At 37.6% G+C, this 25,903-nt stretch carries 9 protein-coding genes; 8 read left to right on the plus strand and 1 reads right to left on the minus strand.

Annotated elements, in window-relative coordinates; genetic code table 11:
- The first annotated feature begins 123 nt into the window (after positions 1-123).
- A complete protein-coding gene (gene eno / locus OVN23_RS00105; RefSeq protein WP_112443688.1) occupies positions 124-1,428 on the plus strand; it encodes a surface-displayed alpha-enolase in 1,305 nt (434 codons plus the stop codon).
- 87 nt (positions 1,429-1,515) lie between these two features.
- On the opposite strand, the gene OVN23_RS00110 is transcribed toward eno, so the two are convergent.
- Positions 1,516-1,866 (minus strand): tyrosine-type recombinase/integrase, encoded by a 351-nt coding sequence (locus OVN23_RS00110; RefSeq protein ID WP_267240018.1) that lies wholly within the window; start codon positions 1,864-1,866, stop codon positions 1,516-1,518.
- Between the two features lie 348 nt (positions 1,867-2,214).
- Between OVN23_RS00110 and OVN23_RS00115 the strand changes: the two genes are divergently transcribed.
- From OVN23_RS00115 to OVN23_RS00145, 7 genes are all read left to right on the plus strand, one after another.
- Positions 2,215-3,480 (plus strand): hypothetical protein, encoded by a 1,266-nt coding sequence (locus tag OVN23_RS00115; protein WP_164226178.1) that lies wholly within the window; start codon positions 2,215-2,217, stop codon positions 3,478-3,480.
- Between the two features lie 793 nt (positions 3,481-4,273).
- Positions 4,274-5,161: a diacylglycerol/lipid kinase family protein gene (locus OVN23_RS00120; RefSeq protein WP_050253051.1), complete on the plus strand. Its 888-nt coding sequence runs from the start codon at positions 4,274-4,276 to the stop codon at positions 5,159-5,161.
- Positions 5,162-5,372: 211 nt separating this feature from the next.
- The gene (rexB, locus tag OVN23_RS00125; protein WP_267240019.1) at positions 5,373-8,648 is read left to right on the plus strand and encodes an ATP-dependent nuclease subunit B; all 3,276 of its coding nucleotides are present in this window, start codon (positions 5,373-5,375) and stop codon (positions 8,646-8,648) included.
- The gene (gene addA / locus OVN23_RS00130) at positions 8,645-12,295 is read left to right on the plus strand and encodes a helicase-exonuclease AddAB subunit AddA (protein ID WP_267240020.1); all 3,651 of its coding nucleotides are present in this window, start codon (positions 8,645-8,647) and stop codon (positions 12,293-12,295) included. The genes rexB and addA overlap by 4 nt, the downstream gene beginning before the upstream one ends.
- Positions 12,296-12,312: 17 nt before the next feature.
- Positions 12,313-13,491: a hypothetical protein gene (locus OVN23_RS00135; protein WP_267240021.1), complete on the plus strand. Its 1,179-nt coding sequence runs from the start codon at positions 12,313-12,315 to the stop codon at positions 13,489-13,491.
- A 202-nt stretch (positions 13,492-13,693) separates the two neighbouring features.
- Complete coding sequence (locus OVN23_RS00140) at positions 13,694-20,032, plus strand: ZmpA/ZmpB/ZmpC family metallo-endopeptidase (RefSeq protein WP_267240022.1); 6,339 nt, start codon at positions 13,694-13,696, stop codon at positions 20,030-20,032.
- 41 nt (positions 20,033-20,073) lie between these two features.
- Complete coding sequence (locus OVN23_RS00145; protein WP_267240023.1) at positions 20,074-25,713, plus strand: SIALI-17 repeat-containing surface protein; 5,640 nt, start codon at positions 20,074-20,076, stop codon at positions 25,711-25,713.
- The last annotated feature ends 190 nt before the right edge of the window (positions 25,714-25,903 follow it).

Below are 25,903 nucleotides of genomic sequence, written 5' to 3' on the forward strand. Positions count from 1 at the left end.
AGAAAGCGATTACTTTATAAAGTTAAGGAAAATTTGCACAAAGATAACGTTTTTTCTTGAAAAAGGAGGTGTTTTAAGGTATTATAGAGGTGTAAAAAATTTAACTCATAAGGAGAGTAAAAAATGTCAATTATTACTGATGTTTACGCTCGCGAAGTCCTAGACTCACGCGGTAACCCAACACTTGAAGTAGAAGTTTACACTGAATCAGGTGCTTTCGGACGTGGTATGGTTCCATCAGGAGCTTCTACTGGTGAACACGAAGCAGTTGAACTTCGCGACGGTGACAAATCTCGTTACGGTGGTCTTGGTACACAAAAAGCTGTTGACAACGTAAACAACATCATTGCTGAAGCTATTATTGGCTACGATGTACGTGATCAACAAGCTATCGACCGTGCTATGATCGCTCTTGACGGTACTCCTAACAAAGGTAAATTGGGTGCGAATGCAATCCTTGGTGTGTCTATCGCTGTAGCTCGTGCTGCCGCTGACTACCTTGAAATCCCACTTTACAGCTACCTTGGTGGATTCAACACTAAAGTTCTTCCAACTCCAATGATGAACATCATCAACGGTGGTTCTCACTCTGACGCTCCAATCGCTTTCCAAGAATTCATGATTGTACCTGCTGGTGCGCCATCATTCAAAGAAGCTCTTCGTTGGGGTGCTGAAATCTTCCATGCTCTTAAGAAAATCCTTAAATCTCGTGGTTTGGAAACAGCCGTAGGTGACGAAGGTGGATTTGCTCCTCGTTTTGAAGGAACTGAAGACGGTGTTGAAACTATCCTTGCTGCTATCGAAGCTGCTGGATATGTTCCTGGTAAAGACGTATTTATCGGATTTGACTGTGCTTCATCAGAATTTTACGATAAAGAACGTAAAGTTTACGACTACACTAAATTCGAAGGTGAAGGAGCAGCTGTACGTACTGCTACAGAACAAATCGACTACCTTGAAGAATTGGTAAACAAATACCCAATCATCACTATCGAAGATGGTATGGATGAAAATGACTGGGACGGTTGGAAAGCTCTTACTGAACGTCTTGGTGGTAAAGTTCAATTGGTTGGTGACGACTTTTTCGTAACAAACACTTCTTACCTTGAAAAAGGTATTGCAGAAGGTGCTGCTAACTCAATCCTTATCAAAGTTAACCAAATCGGTACTCTTACTGAAACATTCGACGCTATCGAAATGGCGAAAGAAGCTGGTTACACTGCCGTTGTATCACACCGTTCAGGTGAAACTGAAGATTCAACAATCGCTGACATCGCAGTTGCAACTAACGCAGGACAAATCAAGACTGGTTCACTTTCACGTACAGACCGTATCGCTAAATACAACCAATTGCTTCGCATCGAAGACCAACTTGGTGAAGTAGCTGAATACCGTGGATTGAAATCATTCTACAACCTTAAGAAATAATCGTTGATTTAACAACGTTTATAGCCCCTCGGATTTTATCCGAAGGGCTATTTTTGTATTTAGGGGGCAAAAAAGGGGCAAAACTTTTTAAAAAATCTTTTTCATAACTTTATCCAGTACATTGATTGCTTCATCTTTCATGTTCTTTGTGACGTGGGTATAGATGGAAGTGGTGACCTCAGAATCAGAATGGCCAACCCTGTCCATGATTGTTTTTAGAGGAATTTTATTTTCAGCTAAAATGCTAATAGTTGTATGTCTGAAGATGTGAGGGGACAGATGTTTGGGGATTGGTTTTTTAAGGCGTTCGTTTGTTTGATGGAGAGATTTACTTAGAATAGAACTATGGATTGGCCTACCAATGTTTGTGACGAATATACGAGTGCTTTTGTACCAATTTAGGTCAGTATTTTCACTGAGCTGGTTCAGTTCAATCATTTTGTCTAGTATCTCAATTTCTCTTTTAGTTAAGTGGGTAGTTCGAAATCTTGCAAAAGTCTTAGTACCGTCATCATCTGGAATGTATCGGTTGAATGTTGTGTGGATGTCTAATGTCTTGCTATCTTTGTGATATTTGTCTGACGTAAGAGCAGCTAATATCTCCAAACAATTTAGGAGGATAGAAGTTTGATTAGTAGCTGACTAGTCCTTGTGTTATCTTGCTATATCGTACAGAAATATTTCTATGTACATGGTTCTAATACCTATATTTTTGACAATAATATAAGAAAATAGTATACTAAATAGACAATCATTGATTGTAGTGATAACGGTTAGGAGAAAATAGTGTTAAAACGTATTTTAAATATAGCATTGGCTTATGTAGGCGTTGTTATTGGTGCTGGACTATCTTCAGGCCAAGATTTAATGCAATACTTTGTTAGTTTTGGTAAATGGGGTATCATTGGAACGATTGTTCTTGGAATCATAAGTGTTATTTTTGGTAAAATTATCATTACCTTAGGAAGTTATTTCCGTTCAAATGATCATTTTGAAGTTCTTTCCCAAATTGCCGGGCCTATTACTAATAAGATTCTTGATTTTGCTTTAATTGTTTCCTGCTTTGTAATTGGTTTTGTTATGATTGCTGGGGCTGGTTCAAACCTTAACCAACAATTTGGTTTGCCATTTTGGTTGGGAGGATTGATTTGTGCTATCTTGGTCATTATTGTCAGTTTTCTTAATTTTGAAAAGATTACCAGCGTTCTTGGGATATTTACTCCTTTGGTCTTTGTCATGATTATCATTATGGCAGTCCATACTTTCGTAGGGAAAAGTTTTGATTTTGAAGAATTAGAAGCAATCACAGCTACACTTTCTTCTCCGATGCCCAATGTATGGGTTTCTTTACTAAATTATTTCGCACTAACTGTTATGACTGGTGTATCCATGGCATTTGTCTTAGGAGGTTCTGTCATGAGAATTGGTGTTGCGGAAAAAAGTGGTCTCTTAGGTGGACTTGTAGTTAGTTTGATTATTACCGTAGCAACTGGTATTTTATACGCCAATATAAAACTTGTTTCAACTGTTGATATTCCTATGTTAACCATTGCGGAGCAAATTCATCCTCTATTTTCTTTGTTGTATGCTCTAATTATTTTTGGACTTATTTTTAATACAGCTTTCAGTTTATTTTATGCCTTGGCAAAACGTTTCTCTTCAAACAAACCTAAGCGCTTTTACCCTATTCTAATTGCTACGGTCGCTATAGGATATGGTTTATCTTTTATGGGATTTAAAGAATTAGTCTCCATTATGTATCCTCTTTTAGGTTATGTCGGTTGTCTAATGCTGGTCATTTTAGCAGTGGCATGGATAAAAGAAAGAGGAAACATCAAAGGGGAAAAATCTTTAAGACGAAAGATGATTCGATTGATAACTAAAAAATATGACGATGAACAAGAATATACTATTAGAGATAAAGCGACATTTCACCAACTCGGTGAAGATTCTATTATAGATACTAAAAGTATCAAAAGTGATATCAAGGATTTGGTAAAAGAACAGTTTGTTGATGATGATGCAAAACATGATGGAAGCGTCTTATCTTAAATGATAATAAAACTGGCAAAATCTTTAAAATCAGAAAAGTGCATGTTATCAGGTATCAAAAACACTTGATAATATGCCTTTTATTATAGAGATATTCATCCTCTTCGAAAATTTCTTCAAACCATGTCAGTCTAATCTACACATTCAAAACAGTGTCTTGAGCTGACCGCGTTAGTTTGATCTGTAACCTCAAAGTCCTGCTTTAAGCAAGCTGTGGCTAGCTTTTTAGTTTGCTATTTGATTTTGATTGAGTATCATTTCATATTCTCTTAAAAATTGAGTTTTTTCATCCTTAGCTGAACTGACTTTTGAAGTATTTTTATTTTCATAAATAGACACTAAACATTAACTCGTCTATCTGCTAGTAGCTAGTCAGACAAAGACTGACTTATATATGGGGAAAATATTCTTTCAAGTGAGTTTTATCTTTATCCGGAACTAGAAAATAGCAATAATATCTACAAACTATATTCCATCGTGTGGAGGAGAGAGACTAATTTGGATGATTAAGAACAACCTACTAGTAAAAAATAGATCATTTTTTAATATGAGATAAAAACCGATATTAAAAGCAATTTATTTCTATTTTTTAACATTTCATTGTATAATAGCAATATACGCAAATATCATGTGTCATCAGGTTAATACTCTTAGAAAATCTTTTTAAACCACGTCAGGCTAATATACAGACTCAAAACAGTGTCGTGAGTAGTCTACAGCTAGTTCCCTAGTTTACGCCTTGATTTTCATCGAGAATAACCTTTCTATTTCAATTTTAAGGAGAAAATACAGAGTGAAAAAAATAATGCTAATTATCAATCCAACTTCTGGAGGAGAAAAAGCTTTAGATTACAAAGAGAAGCTGGAGAATAAAGCAAGAGAGTATTTTGATGATGTGGAAACTAAAATTACTCAAAAAGCCAAAGATGCTACAAATTTCGCAGAAGAAGCTGCTAGAGAAAGATATGAATCAATTCTAGTTTTTGGTGGAGATGGTACAGTCAATGAAGTTATTTCAGGGATTGCTGAAAGGGACTATATTCCTAAACTGGGAATTATACCAGGTGGTACTGGTAACCTGATTACAAAACTTTTAGAAATCAATCAAGATATTGACGGAGCTATTGAAGAACTAGATTTCAATTTAACTGATAAGATTGATATCGGAAAAGCAAATGGTCACTATTTTGGATATATCTTTAGTATCGGGTCTCTCCCTGAAGCCATTCATAATGTTGAAATTGAAGATAAAACGAAATTTGGTATCTTGGCTTATGCAGTTAATACCATGAAGTCTGTCATGACAGATCAAGTCTTTAACATTAAAGTTGAAACCGAAAATGGAAATTACCTTGGGGAAGCAAGTCATGTTTTAGTACTTCTAACAAATTATTTTGCAGATAAAAAAATCTTTGAAGAAAACAAGGATGGATATGCAAATATTCTAATTTTGAAAGATGCTTCTATATTCTCTAAATTATCTTTGATTCCGGATTTGTTAAAAGGAGATCTTGTAGAGAATGAAAATATTGAATATATAAAGGCACGTACTATTAAAATTTCTTCTGATATCGAATTAGAGTCGGATGTTGATGGCGATAAATCAGATAATCTACCAGTCGACATCAAGGTACTAGGACAACACATTGAAGTGTATTCCGTACCTAAGAAACAATCATAAAACTCAAAGCCTTGTTACCGAGGCTTTTTTCATTATGTGATTTTCAGTAGGCAGATTTATTCTATCTATAATACAAGTAAAATTAAGTATTTAAGATCTAGCAGATTTAGCAGATGATGAATAAAAGAAAGGATGGCCTAAATATTTTAACAGATTTACGAGACTAATCATGGTATAATATAGGGTAATGAAAAATTCCAACGAGGCAGAGATGAAATTACTTTATACTGATATTCGGACTTCTTTGACCGAGGTTCTAACTAGAGAAGCAGAAGAGCTAGTTGCTGCTGGCAAGCGAGTCTTCTATATCGCTCCTAACTCTCTTTCTTTTGAAAAGGAACGCGCCGTGCTGGAATGCTTGTCCCAGCAGGCTTCTTTTGCGATTACCGTCACGCGCTTTACTCAAATGGCTCGTTACCTGATTTTGAATGATTTGCCTGCCAAGATCAGTCTTGATGATATTGGTCTTGGGATGGCCTTTTACAAATGCCTTGCCGAACTTGATCCTAAGGATTTACGTGTTTATGGCGCTATCAAGCAAGATCCTCAATTTATCCAGCAGTTGATTGAGTTTTACCACGAGATGACCAAGGCTCAGATGAACTTTTTAGACTTGGAGAGTTTGACGGATGAGGACAAGCGATCTGATTTACTCTTGATTTTTGAGAAGGTAACGGCCTATCTCAATCAAGGCCAGTTGGCTCAAGGAAGTCAGTTGTCTCAATTGATTGATGCTATTGAGAATAACAAAGTTAGTAGTGATTTTACTCAAATCGCCTTAGTCATTGATGGATTTACCCGTTTTTCTGCTGAGGAGGAGCGGATTGTGGACTTAGTTTATGCTAAGGGTGTTGAGATTGTTATTGGGGCTTATGCTAGTAAGAAAGCCTATACTAGCCCATTCGCTGAAGGCAATCTCTACCAAGCCAGTGTGGAGTTTCTCCATCATCTAGCTTCTAAATACCAAACGCCTGCTCAAGACCGTTCTCAGACTCATGAGAAGATGGATAGTTTTGACAAGGTCTCTCGTTTATTGGAATCGTCCTATGACTTTTCAGAACTTTCCTTGGAAATTGATGATAAGGACCGTGAAAACTTACAAATCTGGTCTTGCTTGACGCAAAAGGAAGAGTTGGAGCTAGTAGCCCGTAGCATTCGTCAGAAATTGCATGAGAACTCAGACCTGAGCTACAAGCATTTTCGTATTCTCTTGGGGGATGTAGCTTCTTATCAGTTATCTCTAAAAACGATTTTTGACCAGTATCAGATTCCTTTCTATCTAGGCAAAAGCGAATCCATGGCGCACCACCCTTTGACACAGTTTGTTGAGTCTATTTTAGCTTTAAAACGCTATCGTTTCCGTCAAGAAGATTTGATAAATCTTCTCAGAACAGGTTTGTATACTGATCTTAGCCAAGCGGATATTGATGCTTTTGAGCAATATATCCGTTATCTTGGTATCAATGGCTTGCCAGCCTTTCAGCGAACCTTTACCAAATCCCATCATGGAAAATTTAATCTGGAACGTTTAAATGCTCTTCGTCTGCGTGTTTTAACACCTCTTGAGACTCTTTTTGCTAGCCGAAAACAAAAGTCTGAAAATCTCTTGCAAAAGTGGAATGTCTTTCTAAAAGAAGGAGCAGTAACTAAGCAGTTACAAGATTTGACAGCCACCATGGAAGTCCTAGAACAGGAAAGACAAGCCGAAGTTTGGAAGGCATTCTGTCACGTTTTAGAACAATTTGCGACTGTTTTTGCTGGTTCACTAGTTAGTCTAGAAGACTTCCTAGCCTTGCTCCATTCTGGAATGAGTTTGTCTCAGTATCACACTATTCCAGCGACAGTGGATACTGTTCTGGTGCAGAGTTACGATTTGATTGCACCACTGACTGCTGACTTTGTCTATGCTATTGGACTGACTCAGGACAATTTACCAAAAATCGCGCAAAATACCAGTCTTTTGACAGACGAAGAAAGACAGAGCCTAAACCAAGCGACAGAAGATGGGGCGCAATTGCTAATTGCCAGCAGTGAAAATCTTAAGAAAAATCGCTATACTATGCTTTCCTTGGTCAATTCTGCCCGTAAGCAGTTGGTCTTGTCATCTCCAAGCCTTTTTAATGAAAGTGAAAGTAAGGAATCTGCCTATCTTCAAGAGTTGGTCCATTTTGGATTTAGGCGGAAAGAGAAAAGGATGAATCACAAAGGGCTATCTAAGGAGGATATGGGGTCCTATCACAGTCTTTTGTCTAGTCTGGTTGCCTATCACCAGCAGGGCGAGATGAGAGATGCTGGTCAAGATTTGACCTTTGTCAAGGTTCTGGCGCGTGTCATGGGTAAAAAACTAGACCAGCAAGGTCTGGAAAATCCTGCCATCCCAACCAGCCCAAGCAGTAAACCTTTAGCAAAGGACACCTTACAGGCTCTCTATCCTGCTGAACAGGAATTTTACCTCTCTACATCTGGTTTGACGGAGTTTTATCGCAATGAATACAGTTATTTCCTCCGCTACGTTTTAGGCTTGCAGGAGGAATTACGTTTGCGTCCTGATGCCCGTAGTCATGGGAATTTCTTGCACCGCATTTTTGAACGTGCCTTGCAGTTGCCTGATGAAGATTCCTTTGACCAACGTCTGGAACAGGCTATTCAAGAAACCAGTCAAGAGCGGGAATTTGAGGCTATTTATCAGGAAAGTTTGGAAGCCCAGTTTACCAAGGAAGTTTTGCTTGATGTTGCACGGACAACTGGACATATTCTCCGACACAATCCAGCCATCGAAACCATCAAAGAGGAAGAGAATTTCGGTGGGAAAGAGCAAGCCTTTATTCAATTGGACAATGGACGCAGTGTCTTTGTACGAGGTAAGGTTGACCGGATTGATCGTTTGAAAGCTGATGGAGCGATTGGAGTGGTAGACTACAAATCCAGTCTGACCCAGTTCCAGTTTCCTCATTTCTTTAATGGGCTCAATTCCCAACTGCCAACCTATCTAGCTGCCCTAAAAAGAGAGGGGGAACAGAACTTTTTCGGTGCCATGTACTTGGAAATGGCTGAGCCCGTCCAATCTCTGATGGCCGTTAAAAGTCTGGCAGGTGCAGTAGTAGAAGCTAGCAAGTCAATGAAATACCAAGGGCTCTTTTTAGAAAAAGAAAGCAATCATTTGGGCGAATTTTACAATAAAAACAAGGCCAATCAGCTGACGGAGGAGGAATTCCAGCTCCTACTGGACTACAATGCCCATCTTTACAAGAAAGCAGCTGAGAAGATTTTAGCAGGTCAGTTCGCCATTAACCCTTATACTGAAAATGGCAGAAGTATTGCACCGTATGTTCAGCAACATCAAGCCATCACAGGATTTGAAGCCAATTACCACTTGGGCCAAGCCCGTTTCCTAGAAAAGTTGAACTTGGCTGACGGCAAACGTCTGGTCGGAGAGAAACTCAAGCAAGCTTGGTTTGAAAAAATAAGAGAGGAGTTGAATCGATGAAGTCTATTCCCTTTTTAACTGAGGAGGAGATTCAAAAACTGCAAGAAACTGAAGCAAATTCGAGCAAGGAACAAAAGAAAACTGCCGAGCAAATTGAAGCCATCTACACTTCTGGTCAAAATATCCTGGTTTCAGCGTCGGCTGGTTCTGGTAAAACCTTTGTTATGGCCGAGCGTATTCTGGATCAGTTAGCGCGTGGTGTCGAAATTTCTCAACTCTTTATCTCAACCTTTACCGTCAAGGCTGCCACAGAGCTTAAGGAACGTTTGGAGAAAAAAATCAGCCAACAAATCCAAGAAAGTAGTGATGTCGAGCTCAAACAACACTTAGGACACCAGTTGGCAGACCTACCCAACGCAGCCATTGGTACCATGGACTCTTTCACACAAAAATTCCTTGGCAAACATGGCTATCTGCTTGATATTGCGCCTAATTTCCGGATTTTACAAAACCAGAGCGAGCAACTCCTTCTAAAAAATGAAGTCTTCCATGAGGTCTTTGAAGCCCATTACCAAGGTAAGCAGAAAAAGAAGTTTAGCCATTTGCTGAAAAATTTTGCAGGGCGCGGCAAGGATGAACGTGGTCTGCGCCAGCAGGTCTATAAAATCTATGACTTCCTCCAATCCACCAGCAACCCTCAAAAATGGCTGAGTGAATCTTTCCTCAAAGGCTTTGAAAACGCTGATTTTAGCAGTGAAAAAGAAAGACTGACTGAGCAAATCCAGCAAGCCCTTTGGGATTTGGAAAGCTTTTTCCGTTATCATCTGGATAATGATGCCAAGGAGTTTCCTAAGGCTCCCTATTTAGAAAATGTCCAGTTGATTCTGGATGAAATTGGCTCCCTAAATCAGGAATCCGATAGTCCGGCTTACCAAGCAGTGCTTGCGCGTGTTGTCGCGATTTCGAAAGAGAAAAACGGTCGAGCTCTGACCAATGCCAGTCGTAAGGCTGATTTGAAGCCCCTGGCTGATGCCTACAACGAAGAGAGAAAGTCCCAGTTTGCTAAACTAGGACAACTGTCAGACCAGATAACCATTCTCGACTATCAAGAACGTTATCATGGAGAGACCTGGGAACTAGCTAAGACTTTCCAAACTTTCATGAGTGATTTTGTGGAAGCTTATCGTCAGCGTAAGCGCCAGGAAAACGCCTTTGAATTCGCTGATATTAGCCATTATACCATTGAGATTTTGGAGAATTTTCCGCAAGTCCGTGAGGCTTATCAGGAGCGCTTCCATGAAGTCATGGTAGACGAGTATCAAGATACCAACCATATTCAAGAACGGATGCTGGAATTACTTTCTAATGGCCACAACCGTTTTATGGTGGGAGATATCAAGCAATCTATCTATCGTTTCCGTCAGGCAGACCCGCAGATTTTCAATGAAAAGTTCCAACGCTATGCGCAAAATCCAAAAGAGGGCAAGCTCATTCTCCTCAAGGAAAATTTCCGTAGTAGTTCCGAAGTGCTATCAGCAACCAATGATGTTTTTGAACGCCTTATGGACCAAGAGGTCGGCGAAATCAACTATGATAACATGCACCAGCTTGTTTTTGCCAATACCAAACTGACTCCTAATCCAGACAACAAGGCAGAATTTCTCATCTACGATAAGGACGACACAAGTGAGGAAGAAGAGGGGCAGGCAGAAACGAAACTAACAGGTGAAATGCGCTTAGTTATCAAGGAAATCCTTAAACTTCATCAGGAAAAAGGTGTTACCTTTAAGGAAATTGCCCTTCTAACCTCCAGTCGCAGTCGTAATGACCAGATTCTCCTCGCCCTGTCTGAGTATGGGATCCCTGTCAAAACTGACGGAGAGCAAAACAATTATCTCCAATCCCTAGAAGTGCAAGTCATGCTAGACACCCTTCGTGTCATTCACAATCCCCTGCAAGATTACGCCTTGGTTGCCCTTATGAAGTCTTCAATGTTTGGATTTGACGAAGACGAGTTAGCACGTTTGTCCCTTCAGAAAGCAGATGATAAAATTCAAGAGAATCTCTATGAGAAACTGGTCAATACTCAAAAACTGGCAAGTAGTCAAAAAGGCTTGATTCACACAGCTCTAGCTGAAAAACTAGAGCAATTCATGGATATACTAGCTTCTTGGCGCTTGTATGCCAAAACCCACTCCCTCTATGACTTGATTTGGAGGATTTACAACGACCGTTTTTATTATGACTATGTTGGGGCTTTGCCCAATGGTCCTGCTAGACAAGCCAATCTCTATGCCCTAGCACTGCGAGCTGACCAGTTTGAAAAGAGCAATTTCAAAGGTTTGTCGCGTTTTATTCGTATGATTAACCAAGTTTTAGAAGCCCAGCACGATCTTGCAAGCGTGGCCGTCGCACCGCCAAAAGATGCAGTAGAGCTTATGACCATCCACAAGAGTAAAGGGCTGGAGTTTCCTTACGTCTTCATCCTCAATATGGATCAAGATTTCAACAAGCAAGACTCTATGTCAGAGGTCATTCTCAGCCGTAAAAATGGGATTGGTGTCAAATATATTGCCAAAATGGAGACAGGAGCAGTGGAAGATCACTATCCTAAAACCATCAAACTCTCCATTCCTAGTCTGACCTATAGACAGAACGAAGAAGAATTACAGCTGGCAAGCTATTCTGAGCAAATGCGTCTACTGTATGTTGCTATGACACGGGCTGAGAAAAAGCTCTATCTTGTCGGTAAAGGTTCTCGTGAAAAGTTGGAATCCAAGGAATACCCAGCAGCCAAAAATGGGAAACTAAATAGCAATACTAGACTGCAAGCACGGAATTTCCAAGATTGGATTTGGGCTATCAGCAAGGTATTTGCCAAGGATCATCTCAACTTTAGTTATCATTTTATTGGCGAAGATCAGCTGACTAAAGAAGCTATTGGTCAGTTGGAAACCAAGAGTAATCTCCAAGCTAGCTCCCAAACAGACAATCGTCAGTCAGAAACCATTAAAGAAGCTCTTGAAATGCTGAAGGAGGTGGAAGTTTATAATACTCTTCACCGTGCAGCCATTGAACTTCCTAGTGTTCAAACCCCAAGTCAAATCAAGAAATTCTATGAACCTGTTATGGATATGGAGGGTGTTGAGATTGCAGGTCAAGGTCAGTCAGTAGGCAAGAAAATCAGCTTTGATTTACCAGATTTTTCAACCAAAGAAAAGGTAACAGGAGCTGAGATTGGTAGTGCTACCCACGAACTGATGCAGAGAATGGACCTCAGTCAGCGACCAACACTTGCTAGCCTGACAGAAACTCTCAAACAAGTTCAAACTAGCCAAGCTGTCAGAGACAAGATCAATCTTGCTAAAATTCTTTCATTCTTTGATACAGCACTTGGTCAGGAAATTCTCGCTCATACCAACCATCTCTACCGTGAGCAACCTTTCTCCATGCTCAAACGAGACCAAAAGAGTCAGGAAGACTTTGTTGTCCGTGGTATCCTTGATGGCTATCTACTTTATGAAGACAGGATTATTCTGTTCGACTATAAGACAGATCGCTATGATGATCCAAGTCAACTCATAGACCGCTATCGTGGTCAGTTAGCCCTATACGGAGAGGCTTTATCTCGAGCCTATTCGATTGAAAATATTGAGAAATACTTGATTTTACTGGGTAAAGACGAGGTTCAAGTTGTAAAAGTATAATCTAGAAAGGAGACCTCATGACACTTCCAGTTAGAAAATCCCTGCATGATGCAGTTTTACAGGCTTCAAAAGCTGATACTTGGGAACAAGCTACCAAGGAGTGGAATGAAGTTTCCTTGATTTTTAACGGTATTGGCCGTAGCAATTGTGTCTGTGGAAATGCCATCAAGTACGCCTACGAACTCTTTAACGGTGTCACAGGTCAACGCCTCTTTCCAATTGGTAGCGACTGTGTTCGTCATTTTCATCGATTGTCCCTTGACCAGCAACTGGAAGAGGAAGAAAAACTGCTCAGAAAGGTTGAAAATCTGACCAGAAAAGCCCATAAAAAGGAGAAAATCAAGGTCAATAAAAGTGACTTTGACGAGCGACTTCTAAAATGGCTCTGGGAAAAAGGTGTTTTCAAACCCAATCGTGGCAATCAATTTGCACCTGAGAGAGACTACCAGCTCTTCCTAGAAGTCTTTCAGGGAGGAAGTTGGACCAAGGCAGAGCCCAAGAAAAAGGCTCGGATGGAAGAAGTCCTTGAAAAGTGTATCAAACCCTTTTTACTTGGGAAATCGGATGACCAACTCTACCTTGTCAAACTAGGTAAGGAGAAAATTGACTACGAACAAGAACTCCGTATTCAGGCAGAGAAAGAGCGCAAGAAGAGGGATAAAATCGCCAAGCAATATGCAGACAATCTGGTTCTAGCCATGGGTCCAGCAGAGCGTGCCTATCAAGATTACTTTGGCTTTACAGAGACACTGACTCAAGAAGAACGCAAGTGGGAGAAAATTCTTTTTGGTAAAAATCGGACAGAACGGGCTATCAAGGCCAAACAATACCAAAAAGAGCTGGAAAAAGACCAACGAATTGCTAGTCAGGATCCAATTGAAAGAAAGCAGAAGCAGACCTGGCTCCTCAATTCCTATTTTCGTGAGCTTCCTGAAGAAAAAGCCCGATTTGCTCGGCTCTTATTAGAATATCGAAAAAGTGGAGAAGTGCCTTTTTCAACTGAATACTTATCAGACCATCTGCTAGACTTTTTCTATAAAATGAAAGCCTTTGAGTTTGAAATCGCACCAGAACAAGTCCGAGACTTTTTAAAAGAAAGCCTCCAGACAGAACATCTATCCTCAGCACAAGAAAGCTGGATAGAAGGTATTCTCCTCAACTGCCTCAAACCATTTTTAGAACGATTAGTGATATGAGTAACACCTGCCGTGGAAATGCCATGGTAGGTGTTATTGTATCCCCAAAATAATATAAAACAAAGTATGAAAACGCTACGCAATTTTAAGACATTTCGGTAAATAAAGAGTATAATTAAGGTATATTGCCTTTTTTATAGATAATACACTAATATAATAAAGGTCTCTGTAACATTTATAAATTGTATTTCAAGGAGGAATCATGGAAAAGTATTTTGGTGAAAAACAAGAACGTTTTTCATTTAGAAAATTATCAGTAGGACTTGTATCTGCAACGATTTCAAGTTTATTTTTTATGTCTGTATTAGCTAGTTCATCTGTGGATGCTCAGGAAACTGCGGGAGTTCACTATAAATATGTGACAGAGTCAGAGCTATCATCAGAAGAAAAGAATCAGCTCGTTTATGATATTCCGACATACGTGGAGAATGATGATGAGACTTATTATCTTGTTTATAAGTTAAATTCCCAAAATCAACTGGCGGAATTGCCAAATACCGGAAGTAAGAATGAGATGCAAGCCTTAGTTGCTGGTACTAGCTTAGCAGCTCTGGGGATTTTAATTTTTGCTGTTTCCAAGAAAAAAGTTAAGAACAAAACGGTACTACATTTAGTATTGGTTGCAGGGATAGGAAATGGTGTCCTAATTTCAGCTCATGCTTTAGAAAATAATCTTTTACTGAATTACAATACGGACTATGAATTGACCTCTGGAGAAAAATTACCTCTTCCTAAAGATATTTCAGGTTACAGATATGTTGGATATATCAAAGAGGGAAACATAACTTCTGAGTCTAAAGTAAATAATCAAGAAAAATCAGCAGCCACTCCTACAAAACAACAAAAGGTGGATTATAGTGTTACACCGAATTTTGTAGACCATCCCAAAGTACAAGATATTCAGGAAGAAAAAACAGCTTCTTCAACTAAGCCGACAGAAGTTCAAGTAGTTGAAAAACCTCTTTCTACAGAATTAACGAATCCAAGAAAAGAAGAGAAACAATCTTCAGATTCTCAAGCACAATTAGCAGAACATAAGAATCTAGAAACGAAGAAAGAGGAGAAGAATTCTCCAAAAGAAAAGACTGGGGTAAATACATTAAATCCACAGGATGAAGTTTTATCAGGTCAATTGAACAAACCTGAACTCTTATATCGTGATGAAACTATAGAGAAAAAAATAGATTTTCAAGAAGAAGTTCAGGAGAATCCTGATTTAGCTGAAGGAACTGTAAGAGTAAAACAAGAAGGTACATTAGGTAAAAAAGTTGAAGTCATCAGAATATTCTCTGTAAACAAGGAAGAAGTTTCGCGAGAAATTGTTTCAACTTCAACGACTGCGCCTGTTTCAAGAATAGTCGAAAAAGGTACTAAAAAAACTCAAGTTATAACGGAACAACCTGAGACTGGTGTAGAACATAAGGACGTACAGTCTGGAGCTATTGTTGAACCCGCAATTCAGCCTGAACTACCAGCAGCTGTAGTAACCGACAAAGGTGAACCTGCAATCCAGCCAGCGTTACCAGAAGCTGTTGTAGCCGACAAAGGTGAGCCCGAAGTCCAACCAGAGTTGCCAGAAGCAGTTGTAAGCGCCAAAGGTGACTCAGCAGTTCAACCAGAGTTACCCGAAGCTGTTGTGGCTGAAAAAGGAGAACCGGAAGTCCAACCAGAATTGCCAGAAGCTGTAGTAAGTGATAAAGGCGTACCAGAAGTCCAACCAGAGTTGCCAGATACTGTGGTAAGTGATAAAGGAGAACCTGAACGGGTGGCACCGCTTCCAGAATATAAAGAACCACAAGCCGGAGCTATTGTTGAACCAGAGCAGGTAGCACCACTACCAGAATACACAGGTCCACAGTCTGGAGCGATAGTCGAGCCAGAGAAAGTAGAAGCACCGAAAGAATATACTGGTAAAATCGAACAACCTAGTGCAGAAGATACTAAACCAAATAATGAAAATACTAATACACCAGAAGAAATGAGTATTCAGAAAAAATCTAGTGCATTAATTAATATGAACTTTATTACAGATTCGTCGAAGGTTACTGGAGTAGGATCAGCTACTTTTATTGCACCAAATGTACTTTTAACAGTAGCACATAATTTCATTAATAATTCTACTGATAATACTACGGGCGAATTTAGAGGTGATAAATCTAAAAACGTATATGAGTGGGTGACTCCTGATGGACAAAAAGGAACATTTACTGCTAACAATATTCATTTTTATAATAAAAAAGATTATCCAAAAGGATTTATCTATGATTTAGCAGTGATTAAGCTACCTGAAACAACTGGCAGAGAACATGTAGAATTAGTTAAAAATTATACTAAAGTAAATCTTAATGACAAACTAAATGTTCATGGATATCCAGCTGGGAAATATACGCACTTAAAAGATGCTACGGTAGAAATGGAACAAGAATACGCGAATAACACCTACGGTGTTCAATATCAAGGTGGAAATCCTGGTATGAGTGGTGGAGGAATATTTAATGCTAATGGTGAAGTCATTGGTGTCCACCAAAATGGAGCACAAAATCGCTCAGGCGGATTGATTTTATCTCCTACACAATTAGCTTGGATTAAGAGCATTATAGCAGGTAATGAAATTACCCCAGTATACGATAAACTTTATCGTCATAAAGATGAGAAAAAAGATGACGCTAAAGATGAAAAAGAAGTTATTAAGAAATTAGAACTTAGAAATATATCTTCTGTAGAACTATATTCAAAAGATGGTAATAAGTATCGACATGTAACTTCACTTGCTTCTTTACCAAGTAATGCAGAAAATTACTTTATGAAAGTTAAATCAGAGAACTTTAAAGATGTGATGCTACCAGTTACAAGCATTACTAATGATACTAAAGATAATAGAGATGTTTATAAGATAGTAGCGAGTGCAAATAATCTGATACATCATGAAAATAATAATGTACTAGAAAATTATACTTACTATTTACCAAAAACTCAGCAAAGTGAAACTGGTGTCTATACATCATTTAAAAATTTAGTAGATGCAATGAATAGCAATCCTAATGGCACATTCCGTTTAGGTGCAACTATGGATGCTCGTGAAGTTGAACTTCCAGATGGTCAAGAAAGTTATGTGAATAATGTATTCCATGGAACATTAGTAGGAACAAATAATGAGAAATATTACGCTATTTATAATTTGAAAAAACCATTATTTGGAGGATTAAATGGTGCTACAGTAGAAAAACTTTCACTAAAAGATGTCAATATTTCAGCAAAAGAAGATGCTGCAACACTTGCAAAAGAAGCGAATAGCAATACCCATATTGATAATGTTCATGCTGATGGAGCAATAGCTGGGGAACATGGAATTGGAGGATTAGTATCACAAGTTAATAATTCTACTATTTCTAACAGTAGCTATACAGGTAGAATAACTAATACATATAAAACAGTTGCTAGTTATCAAATCGGAGGTTTAGTAGGTAAACTTTCTGGTTCGAGGGGATTAATAGATAAGTCGTTCGCATCAATTGATTTAGCATCAAACGCAACTAAAGGGGATCAATCTATTGGTGGAATTGTTGGTGCAGTAGAAGATAGTGCACTAATTAGTAATAGTTATGCTGAAGGAAATCTTAATAATGTGCAACGTTTTGCAAACGTTGGTGGAGTAGTTGGTAATCTTTGGGATCCAGCTGGAGGATTAGAAAAATCTGGTCGACTTTCTAATGTACTAAGCGACGTTAATGTTACAAACGGTAATGCTATAACTGGAAAAGATTTCACTAACATGAAAGCAAATCATGTGTATAGCAACAAAAATAATAAGGTTGTAAACGTAGTACAAGAAGATGATGAAATCTTAACTAAGGATTCTGATGTTCAAAGAGGAGAAGTATTAGAAGACGCACAAATTAGAGAGAAAAAAGCTGCTTTTGTATCTAAAAATACTACTAAAACAGAAGATTTTAACTTCTCTTCTAGATATGTAACTGACTATAGAAGTCTTGAGAATGCTGATTCATCAAAAGAAAAAGTATATAAAAATATAGAAAAACTATTACCATTCTATAATAGAGAAACAATAGTTAAGTACGGAAATTTAGTAGAGGCAAGTAGTAACCTTTATAATAAGGAATTATTGTCAGTAGTTCCTATGAAAGATAATGAAGTACTTAGTGATATTAACAAAAACAAAGAAAGTATAAATAAACTGTTACTATATTACGCGGACAATACATCAGAGACAAAAAATATAGAATATCAAAGTGATTTTTCAAGTGTAGCAGAGTATAGAATAGGCGGTACAAATTTAATTTACACACCGAATACATTACTTCGCAATTATAATAATATTTTAGGAGAAGTTTTACCAGCATTAAATAGTGTAGAATATAAATCAGAGGCAATTAGAAAAGTATTAGATGTTTCTAAGGATGTTAGTTTAACGGAGTTATATTTAGAAGAACAATTCAATACCACAAAAACTAATTTGAAAGATAGTTTGACAAAACTTCTTACTTCAGATGCTGCAATAGCTGAAAATAATAATAAGATAATAGATAATTATGTAATCGAAAAAATTAAAAATAATAAAGAAGCTCTACTTCTAGGATTAACATACTTAGAGCGTTGGTATAATTTCAAATATGGTGAAACAAAAGCGAAAGATTTAGTCATGTACCACTTGGATTTCTTCGGTAAATCAAATAGTTCAGCGTTAGATAATGTTATCGAATTAGGTAAATCTGGATATAATAATTTACTAGCGAAAAATAATGTTATAACTTATAACGTTTTATTAGCGAAAAATTATAAAACTAATAATTTATTTGATGCATTAGAAAAATATAGAAAAGCTTTTGTACCAGATAAAACAAATAATGAGTGGTTTAAAGAACAAACTAAAGCTTATATAGTAGAAGAAAAATCTGCAATTAAAGAGGTAAGTGATAAGCAATCAATAGCTGGTAGTCCATATTCAATTGGAGTATATGACAGATTAACTAGCCCATCATGGAAATATCCAAGTATGGTATTGCCGCTATTAACATTACCTGAAAAATCTGTGTTTATCATAGCGAACATTTCGACTATAGGTTTCGGTGCTTATGATAGATATAGAAGTAAAGAACATCCAGCAGGAACTAATTTAAATGACTATGTTGAAACAAAAGCAAGAGAAGCGGCTGCTAGATTTAGAGATCACTATGATTATTGGTATAAAATTCTAGATAATGAAAATAAAGAAAAATTATATAGAAGTGTTCTAGTTTATGATGCATTTAGATTTGGTACAGATGATAAAGGCGAAAAAGATACATACCAAGCAACTTTTGAAACTAATCATCCAGCAATAAAACATTTCTTCGGTCCGGCAGGAAATAATGTTGTTCATAATTCTAATGGAGCATACGCTACAGGGGATGCATTCTATTATATGGCTTATCGTATGCTTGATAAAGATGGTGCGGTAACTTATACACATGAAATGACACATAACTCAGATAGAGAAATTTATCTTGGAGGCTATGGAAGAAGAAATGGACTTGGACCAGAATTTTATGCAAAAGGATTATTACAAGCTCCGGATCATCCAAATGATCCTACTATTACGATTAACTCTATATTGAAGTATGAAGAATCAGAAGATCCAACTAGACTTCAGGTGAAAGATCCTACAAAACGATTTAATAATGCAGAAGATTTGCAAAAATATATGCATAATATGTTTGATGTAATTTATATGCTAGAATATCTAGAAGGTAATGCTGTTGTTAACTTAGATATTTCTAAGAAAAATGAGTTGTTGAGAAAAATAGAAAATAAATTTGAACCGGATCCAGACGGAAGTAAAGTATATGCAACTAATACTATTCGTTACTTAAATGAAAGTGAACTTAGCAAATTAACGACATTTAATAGTCTAATTGAAAATGATGTTATTACAAGAAGAGGATATGAAAATGACAATGATAATACCTTTAAACGAAATGGCTATTATACAATTAAACTATTTTCACCAATATATTCAGCTTTAAGTAATAATGAAGGAACGCCGGGTGATTTAATGGGACGTCGTATGGCGTTTGAATTGTTAGCTGCAAAAGGATTTAAAGATGGAATGGTACCATATATTTCTAATCAATACGCAGAAGAAGCGAAAGCTAAAGGTAAAGTGATTAAGTCATATGGTAAGGAAGTTGGTAATGTAACTGATGAGTTAGTACTTCAAAAAATATTTAATAATAGTTACTCATCTTGGGTAGACTTTAAAAAAGCAATGTATGAAGAGCGAAAAGCTAAATTTAATAAATTAATGAGCATTAGCTTCGATAACCCAAATGGAAATTGGTTCAGAAAAGATAGAGTGACAATAAAAAATATAGAAGAGCTTCAAAGTATGATAACTGCTGCTGTCAAAGCTGATGCAGAGGATGAACGTGTAAATATTTATCCTGAATATAGTAGAGTTCTTAAACTGAAAAAAGCGATCTTTAAAGCTTATCTTGACCAAACCGGTGATTTTAGAAGTTCAATTTTTGAGAATAAAAAATAGTGTTTACTATTAGGAAATAAAATTAAAGAAGGTGATTACGCTTGTCATTATTTAAAAAAGAACGATTTTCGATCCGAAAAATCTGTGGGATTGTTGGTTCGGTATTACTCGGAAGTATCTTGGTTGCACCGTCAATCATTCATGCTTCTACCTATCATTACATTGAAAAAAGCTCTCTTACACAAGAAGAACAAACAAAGATTCAGGCAGGAATTCCTACTGATAATGAGAAAATTTATGCTCTTATTTATCAGCAGGAAACTCTTCCTGCAACAGGTTCATCGACTTCTGTGCTTACAGCTTTAGGTCTATTAGCTATTGGTAGTTTAGTTCTTTTAGTTCATAAAAAGAAAAAAGTTGCTAGTCTGTTCTTAGTTACTACGATTGGACTAATCGGTCTTTCTAGCATACAAGCACTCGATATAAGCAATCCTTTGAAAGCTCCAAGTAATGAAGGAGTAGTTCAAATTGCTGGATATCGTTATATTGGATACCTACCCCTTAATGATGATGCAATTTCAGAAATTCAACATAAGGATGAGGGGACAAAGGATATTCTAGCGCCAGATAAAACGATGATTCGTTCTATTCAAAGCGAAATAAACACATCATTTACTCAGTCAGAAAAGTCTGAAATTCAAAGTGTTCATAATGAAGCGCCTAAAGCAGAAAAACCTAAAAATCCAGAGTCTGTAAGCACCGTTCCAAACGAGACAACTAAATCAGAGAAGCCAGAGTACACTGCACCGGTAGGCACAGTCCCTGACGAGGCGCCTAAAGCTGAGAAGCCAGAACATACAGCACCAGCTAGTGGTAATCTGGTAGAATCTGAAGTTCATGAGCAACCAGAATATGCAGCTCCAATTGGCGGTAATTTAGTTGAACCAAAAGTTCATGAAAAACCAGCATACACTAAACCTATAGGTACTGTTCCAGACGAGGCTCCTAAAGTAGAGAAAACTGAGTACACAGCTCCTGTAGGTACAGGTCCAGATGAAGTGCCTAAAACTGAGCAACCAGAATATACTGAACCTGTAGGTGCAACAGGAGTGGATGAAAAAGGAAACTTACTTGAGCCACCTGTTAGCGAAAAGCCAGAATATACTGAGCCAGTAGGTACAACAGGAGTGGATGAAAAAGGAAACTTGATTGAACCACCTGTTAGCGAAAAACCAGCATACACGGAACCAGTAGGTACAATAGGAGTGGATGAAAAAGGAAACTTACTTGAACCACCTATTAGCAAGAAGACAGAATACACTGAACCAGTATCTACAGTTTCAGAAGTTGCATCAGAAAGAGAAGAGTTGCCTTCTTTACATACCGATATTCGTAAAGAGACTATTCCTAAAACTATCACAGAAGAATCTGATCCTAGCAAATTTATAGGCGATGATTCTGTTAAACAAGTTGGTGAGGATGGCGAACGTCAAATTGTTACTAGCTATGAAGAGTTACATGGCAAAAAAATTAGTGAACCAGTTGAAACAGTAACTATCTTGAAAGAAATGAAGCCTGAAATTCTTGTAAAAGGTACAAAAGAAAAGCCTAAAGAAAAAACGGCTCCTGTTTTGACTTTGGAGCGAACAGATACAAATGTATTAGACCGCTCCGCAAATCTTTTTTATCATTTGGTTAATACAGATGGAGTCAAGATCAATAAAATTACTGCGACAATTAAAGATGGAAATGAAATTGTCAAAACAGTAGATTTAACTTCAGAGCAATTAGATAAGCAGGTAGAAGATTTAAAATTCTACAAGGACTATAAGATAGAAACCACTATGACCTATGACCGTGGTAAGGGAGAAGAAACTGCAACATTAGAAGAGAAACCACTTCGCTTGGATTTGAAAAAAATTGAGTTGAAAAATATTACCTCAACAAATCTTGTAAAAGTCGAAGAAGATGGAACAGAAACATTGAAGGACTTCCTGACTGAGACACCAACAGAGACTGAAAAATACTATCTCAAAGTGACGTCTCGGGATAACAAAGTGACTCGTTTAGCAGTTGATCAAATCGAAGAGATTAATCAGGTTGGTCAAATTCTCTACAAAGTAACCGCAAGAGCTGTTGACCTTATTCAGCATACTGACCCAAGCAAGATACGTAATGAGTACGTTTATTACATGGAAAAACCACGACCAAAGGTTGGAAATGTATATTACAACTTCAAAGAACTCATTGAAGATATGCAGAAAAAACCTGATGGTGAGTTTAAACTTGGGGCTGACTTAAATGCAACTAATACACCAACCCCGAACAAATCATATGTGACGAATGTTTTCAAAGGAAAATTATTGAGTGATGGAAGCAATCACTTCACTATCCATAATCTGGCACGGCCATTATTTGCAAGAGCTGAAAATGCTCACATTCATGACATTAATCTGGGGAATGTAAACATAAACATGCCTTGGGCAGACCGAACCGCACCACTCGGTGAAAACTTTAAGAATTCAACAATTGAAAATATCAAAGTGACTGGCCAAGTTGTTGGTAACAATGACGTGACGGGTATGGTAAACAAACTTGATGAATCCAGCATGCGCAATGTTGCTTTCATTGGTAAAATCGAAAGTGTGGGTAACAAAGGTTGGTGGGCTGGTGGACTTGTCAGCGAAAGTTGGCGAAGTAATGTTGATAGCTCTTATGTAGATGCGAATATTAAGGCAAACAACGCTAAATTCGGTGGACTGATTGCGAAAATCGACCACGGTGTAAACCCTATGGATGTAAAACAAAAAGGTCACTTGACTAAATCCGTTGTTAAAGGATCCATGACTCTCAAAACAAATAACCAAAGTGGTGGGCTCATTCACGACAACTACAATTGGGGATGGGTTGAAAACAACGTCAGCATGATGAAAGTAAACAATGGTGAAATCATGTACGGTTCTGGTTTAGTGGATTCGGGCGACCCAGACTTTGGATTCTATTACTTCAAGAACAATGTATATGTGAGAGATATTGCGTCAGGCAATGTTTCATATAAACGTTCAAAACAAATTCAGAGTGTAGACCAAGCTGAAGCTGATAAACGTATTGCCACCTTCAATATCACTGCTGATAAGTATGAAATCACAGACCCACTTGTGAATACACTTAACAACCTAACAACTCGTGATAATGAGTATAAAACAACTCAAGATTATGACGCAACGCGTGAGCAGGCATACCACAACATCGAGAAACTACAACCCTTCTACAATAAGGAATGGATTGTAAACCAAGGTAACAGATTGGCTACAAGTTCAAACCTAATGACTAAAGAAGTGTTATCTGTTACAGGTATGAAGAATGGTCAGTTTGTGACGGACTTATCAGATATTGATAAGATTATGCTTCACTATGCGGATGGCACCAAAGAAGAAATGAACGTGACAGCAGTTGCTGATTCTAAGGTGAAACAAGTTCGTGAGTATAGTATTGATGGTTTAGATGATGTGGTTTACACACCAAATATGGTTGTTAAAAATCGTGATAAATTGATTGCTGATGTTAAAGAAAGACTTTCAAGTGTTGACCTAATTTCAGCTGAAGTACGCGCATTAATGGATATACGTAAGAAGTCAGAAGAAAATACAAATGCTCGTAAAGATGGATATATTCGTAATCTATACTTAGAAGAAAGTTTTGCCGAAGTGAAGCAAAATCTAGATAAGTTCGTCAAAGCCTTGGTCGAAAATGAAGACCATCAATTAAACGTTGATGCTGCCGCGATGAAATCGCTACTCAAGAAAGTAGAAGATAATAAAGCTAAGATTATAATGGGACTGACTTATCTTAATCGTTACTATGATATCAAATATGGTGATTTGAGTATCAAGGATATCATGATGTTCAAACCGGACTTCTATGGTAAGACACCAAGTGTACTAGACCGTTTGATTCAAATTGGTTCAAGAGAACATTTCTTGAAAGGTGACCGTACACAAGATGCCTACAAAGAAGTGATTGCTGGTGCAACTGGTAAAGGTGATTTACGTAGCTTCTTAGACTATAATATGCGTTTATTTACAGAAGATAAAGATTTGAATGACTGGTTTATTCATTCTGCGAAAAACGTTTATGTAGTAGAACCTGAAACAAGTACAGAAGCCTTTAAAGATAAGCGTCACCGTGTATTTGATGGTTTAAACAATGATATTCACGGTCGTATGATTTTACCATTGCTCAACTTAAAGAAAGCTCATATCTTTATGATTTCAACCTATAACACTTTAGCTTATAGTTCATTTGAGAGATATGGTAAAAACACTGAAGAAGAACGTAAGGAATTGAAGAAACGTATTGATGAAGTCGCTAAAGCACAACAAACTTATCTTGATTTCTGGTCTCGTTTAGCTCTTCCAAGTGTTCGTAATAAACTCTTGAAGAGCGAGTATATGGTACCAACACCTGTTTGGGATAATCAAACTTATGAAGGAATTAAGGATGCAAATCGTCAAGGTTATGGAAAAGGTGGAACCGTGGTATCTCCTATTCGTGAACTATTCGGCCCGACTAACCGTTGGCATCAAGTTAATGGAGCTATGGGAGCGATGGCGAAAATCTACGATAAACCGTGGAAAGATGAGCAAGTATTCTTCATGGTAACCAATATGCTTGACCCGTTTGGTATCTCTGCCTTCACACATGAAACCACACACATTAATGACCGTGTAGCTTACTTTGGAGGACATAACCATCGTCAAGGTACAGATTTAGAAGCCTTTGCTCAAGGTATGTTGCAAACTCCTGATAAGTCAACAACAAATGGTGAATATGGTGCGTTAGGTCTTAACATGGCCTATCATCGTCCAAATGATGGAAATCAATGGTATAATCCCGACCCTGACAAACTTCAAACACGTAACCAAATCGACCATTACATGAAGAACTACAATGAAGCTATGATGATGCTTGATTATGCTGAAGCTGAAGCTGTTCTTCCTAAGGTTAAAGGCGATAATGGTAAGTGGTTCAAGAAAATTGACCGTGAAATACGTCGACCAATGGATAGAAATAAACTAAGTGGTCCTCACCAATGGGACAAAGTGCGTGACTTGACAGACGCTGAGAAAATGACCAAGCTTGAAACCATTGATGATTTGGTAAATAATAATTTCATGACCATTCACGGAAATCCAGGCAATAAGGTCTTCCACCCAGAAGATTTTGGTACGGCTTATGTCAATGTCAATATGATGGCTGGTATTTATGGTGGTAATACAAGTAAAGGTGCCCCAGGTTCATTATCATTCAAGCATAATGCCTTCCGTATGTGGGGTTACTTTGGCTATGAAAATGGATTTATCGGATATGTATCTAGTAAATACCAAGGTGAAGCTAATAGAGAGAACAACAAGCTATTAGGTGATGATTTCATTATTAAGAAGGTATCTAAAGGTGTATTTAATACTCTTGAAGAGTGGAAGAAACAATACTTCAAAGATGTTAAGTCAAAAGCAGAAAAAGGATTTGAAACTATTGAAATTGATGGTCGTCAAATTACAAATTATGCTCAGTTGAAAACTTTATTTGATGAAGCTGTTCAAAAAGATCTTGATGGTATGTCAGATCCGAAAATTAAAGATCATTTCAAAAATACAGTGGACTTGAAATCTAAGGTCTTCAAAGCCCTTCTTAAAAATACAGACGGTTTCTTTAACCAACTGTTTAAAGAAGACATTTAAATGTTTAAAATATAAAGAGGGCAGTTTTTTGCTCCCTCTGAAAAGTCATCATTTGATGGCTTTTTTCTATATAGAGTGCTTGAAAGGCTATCATCGGACAAAAGAAAGAAGTCATGATATAATATAAAGTAGATTTCTATATCATAAAACAAGAACTGTTTGGACATCATTCATTTGAAAACTCTCTATG

It is taken from the genome of Streptococcus sp. Marseille-Q6488 (assembly GCF_946902925.1).
GTDB lineage: Bacteria > Bacillota > Bacilli > Lactobacillales > Streptococcaceae > Streptococcus.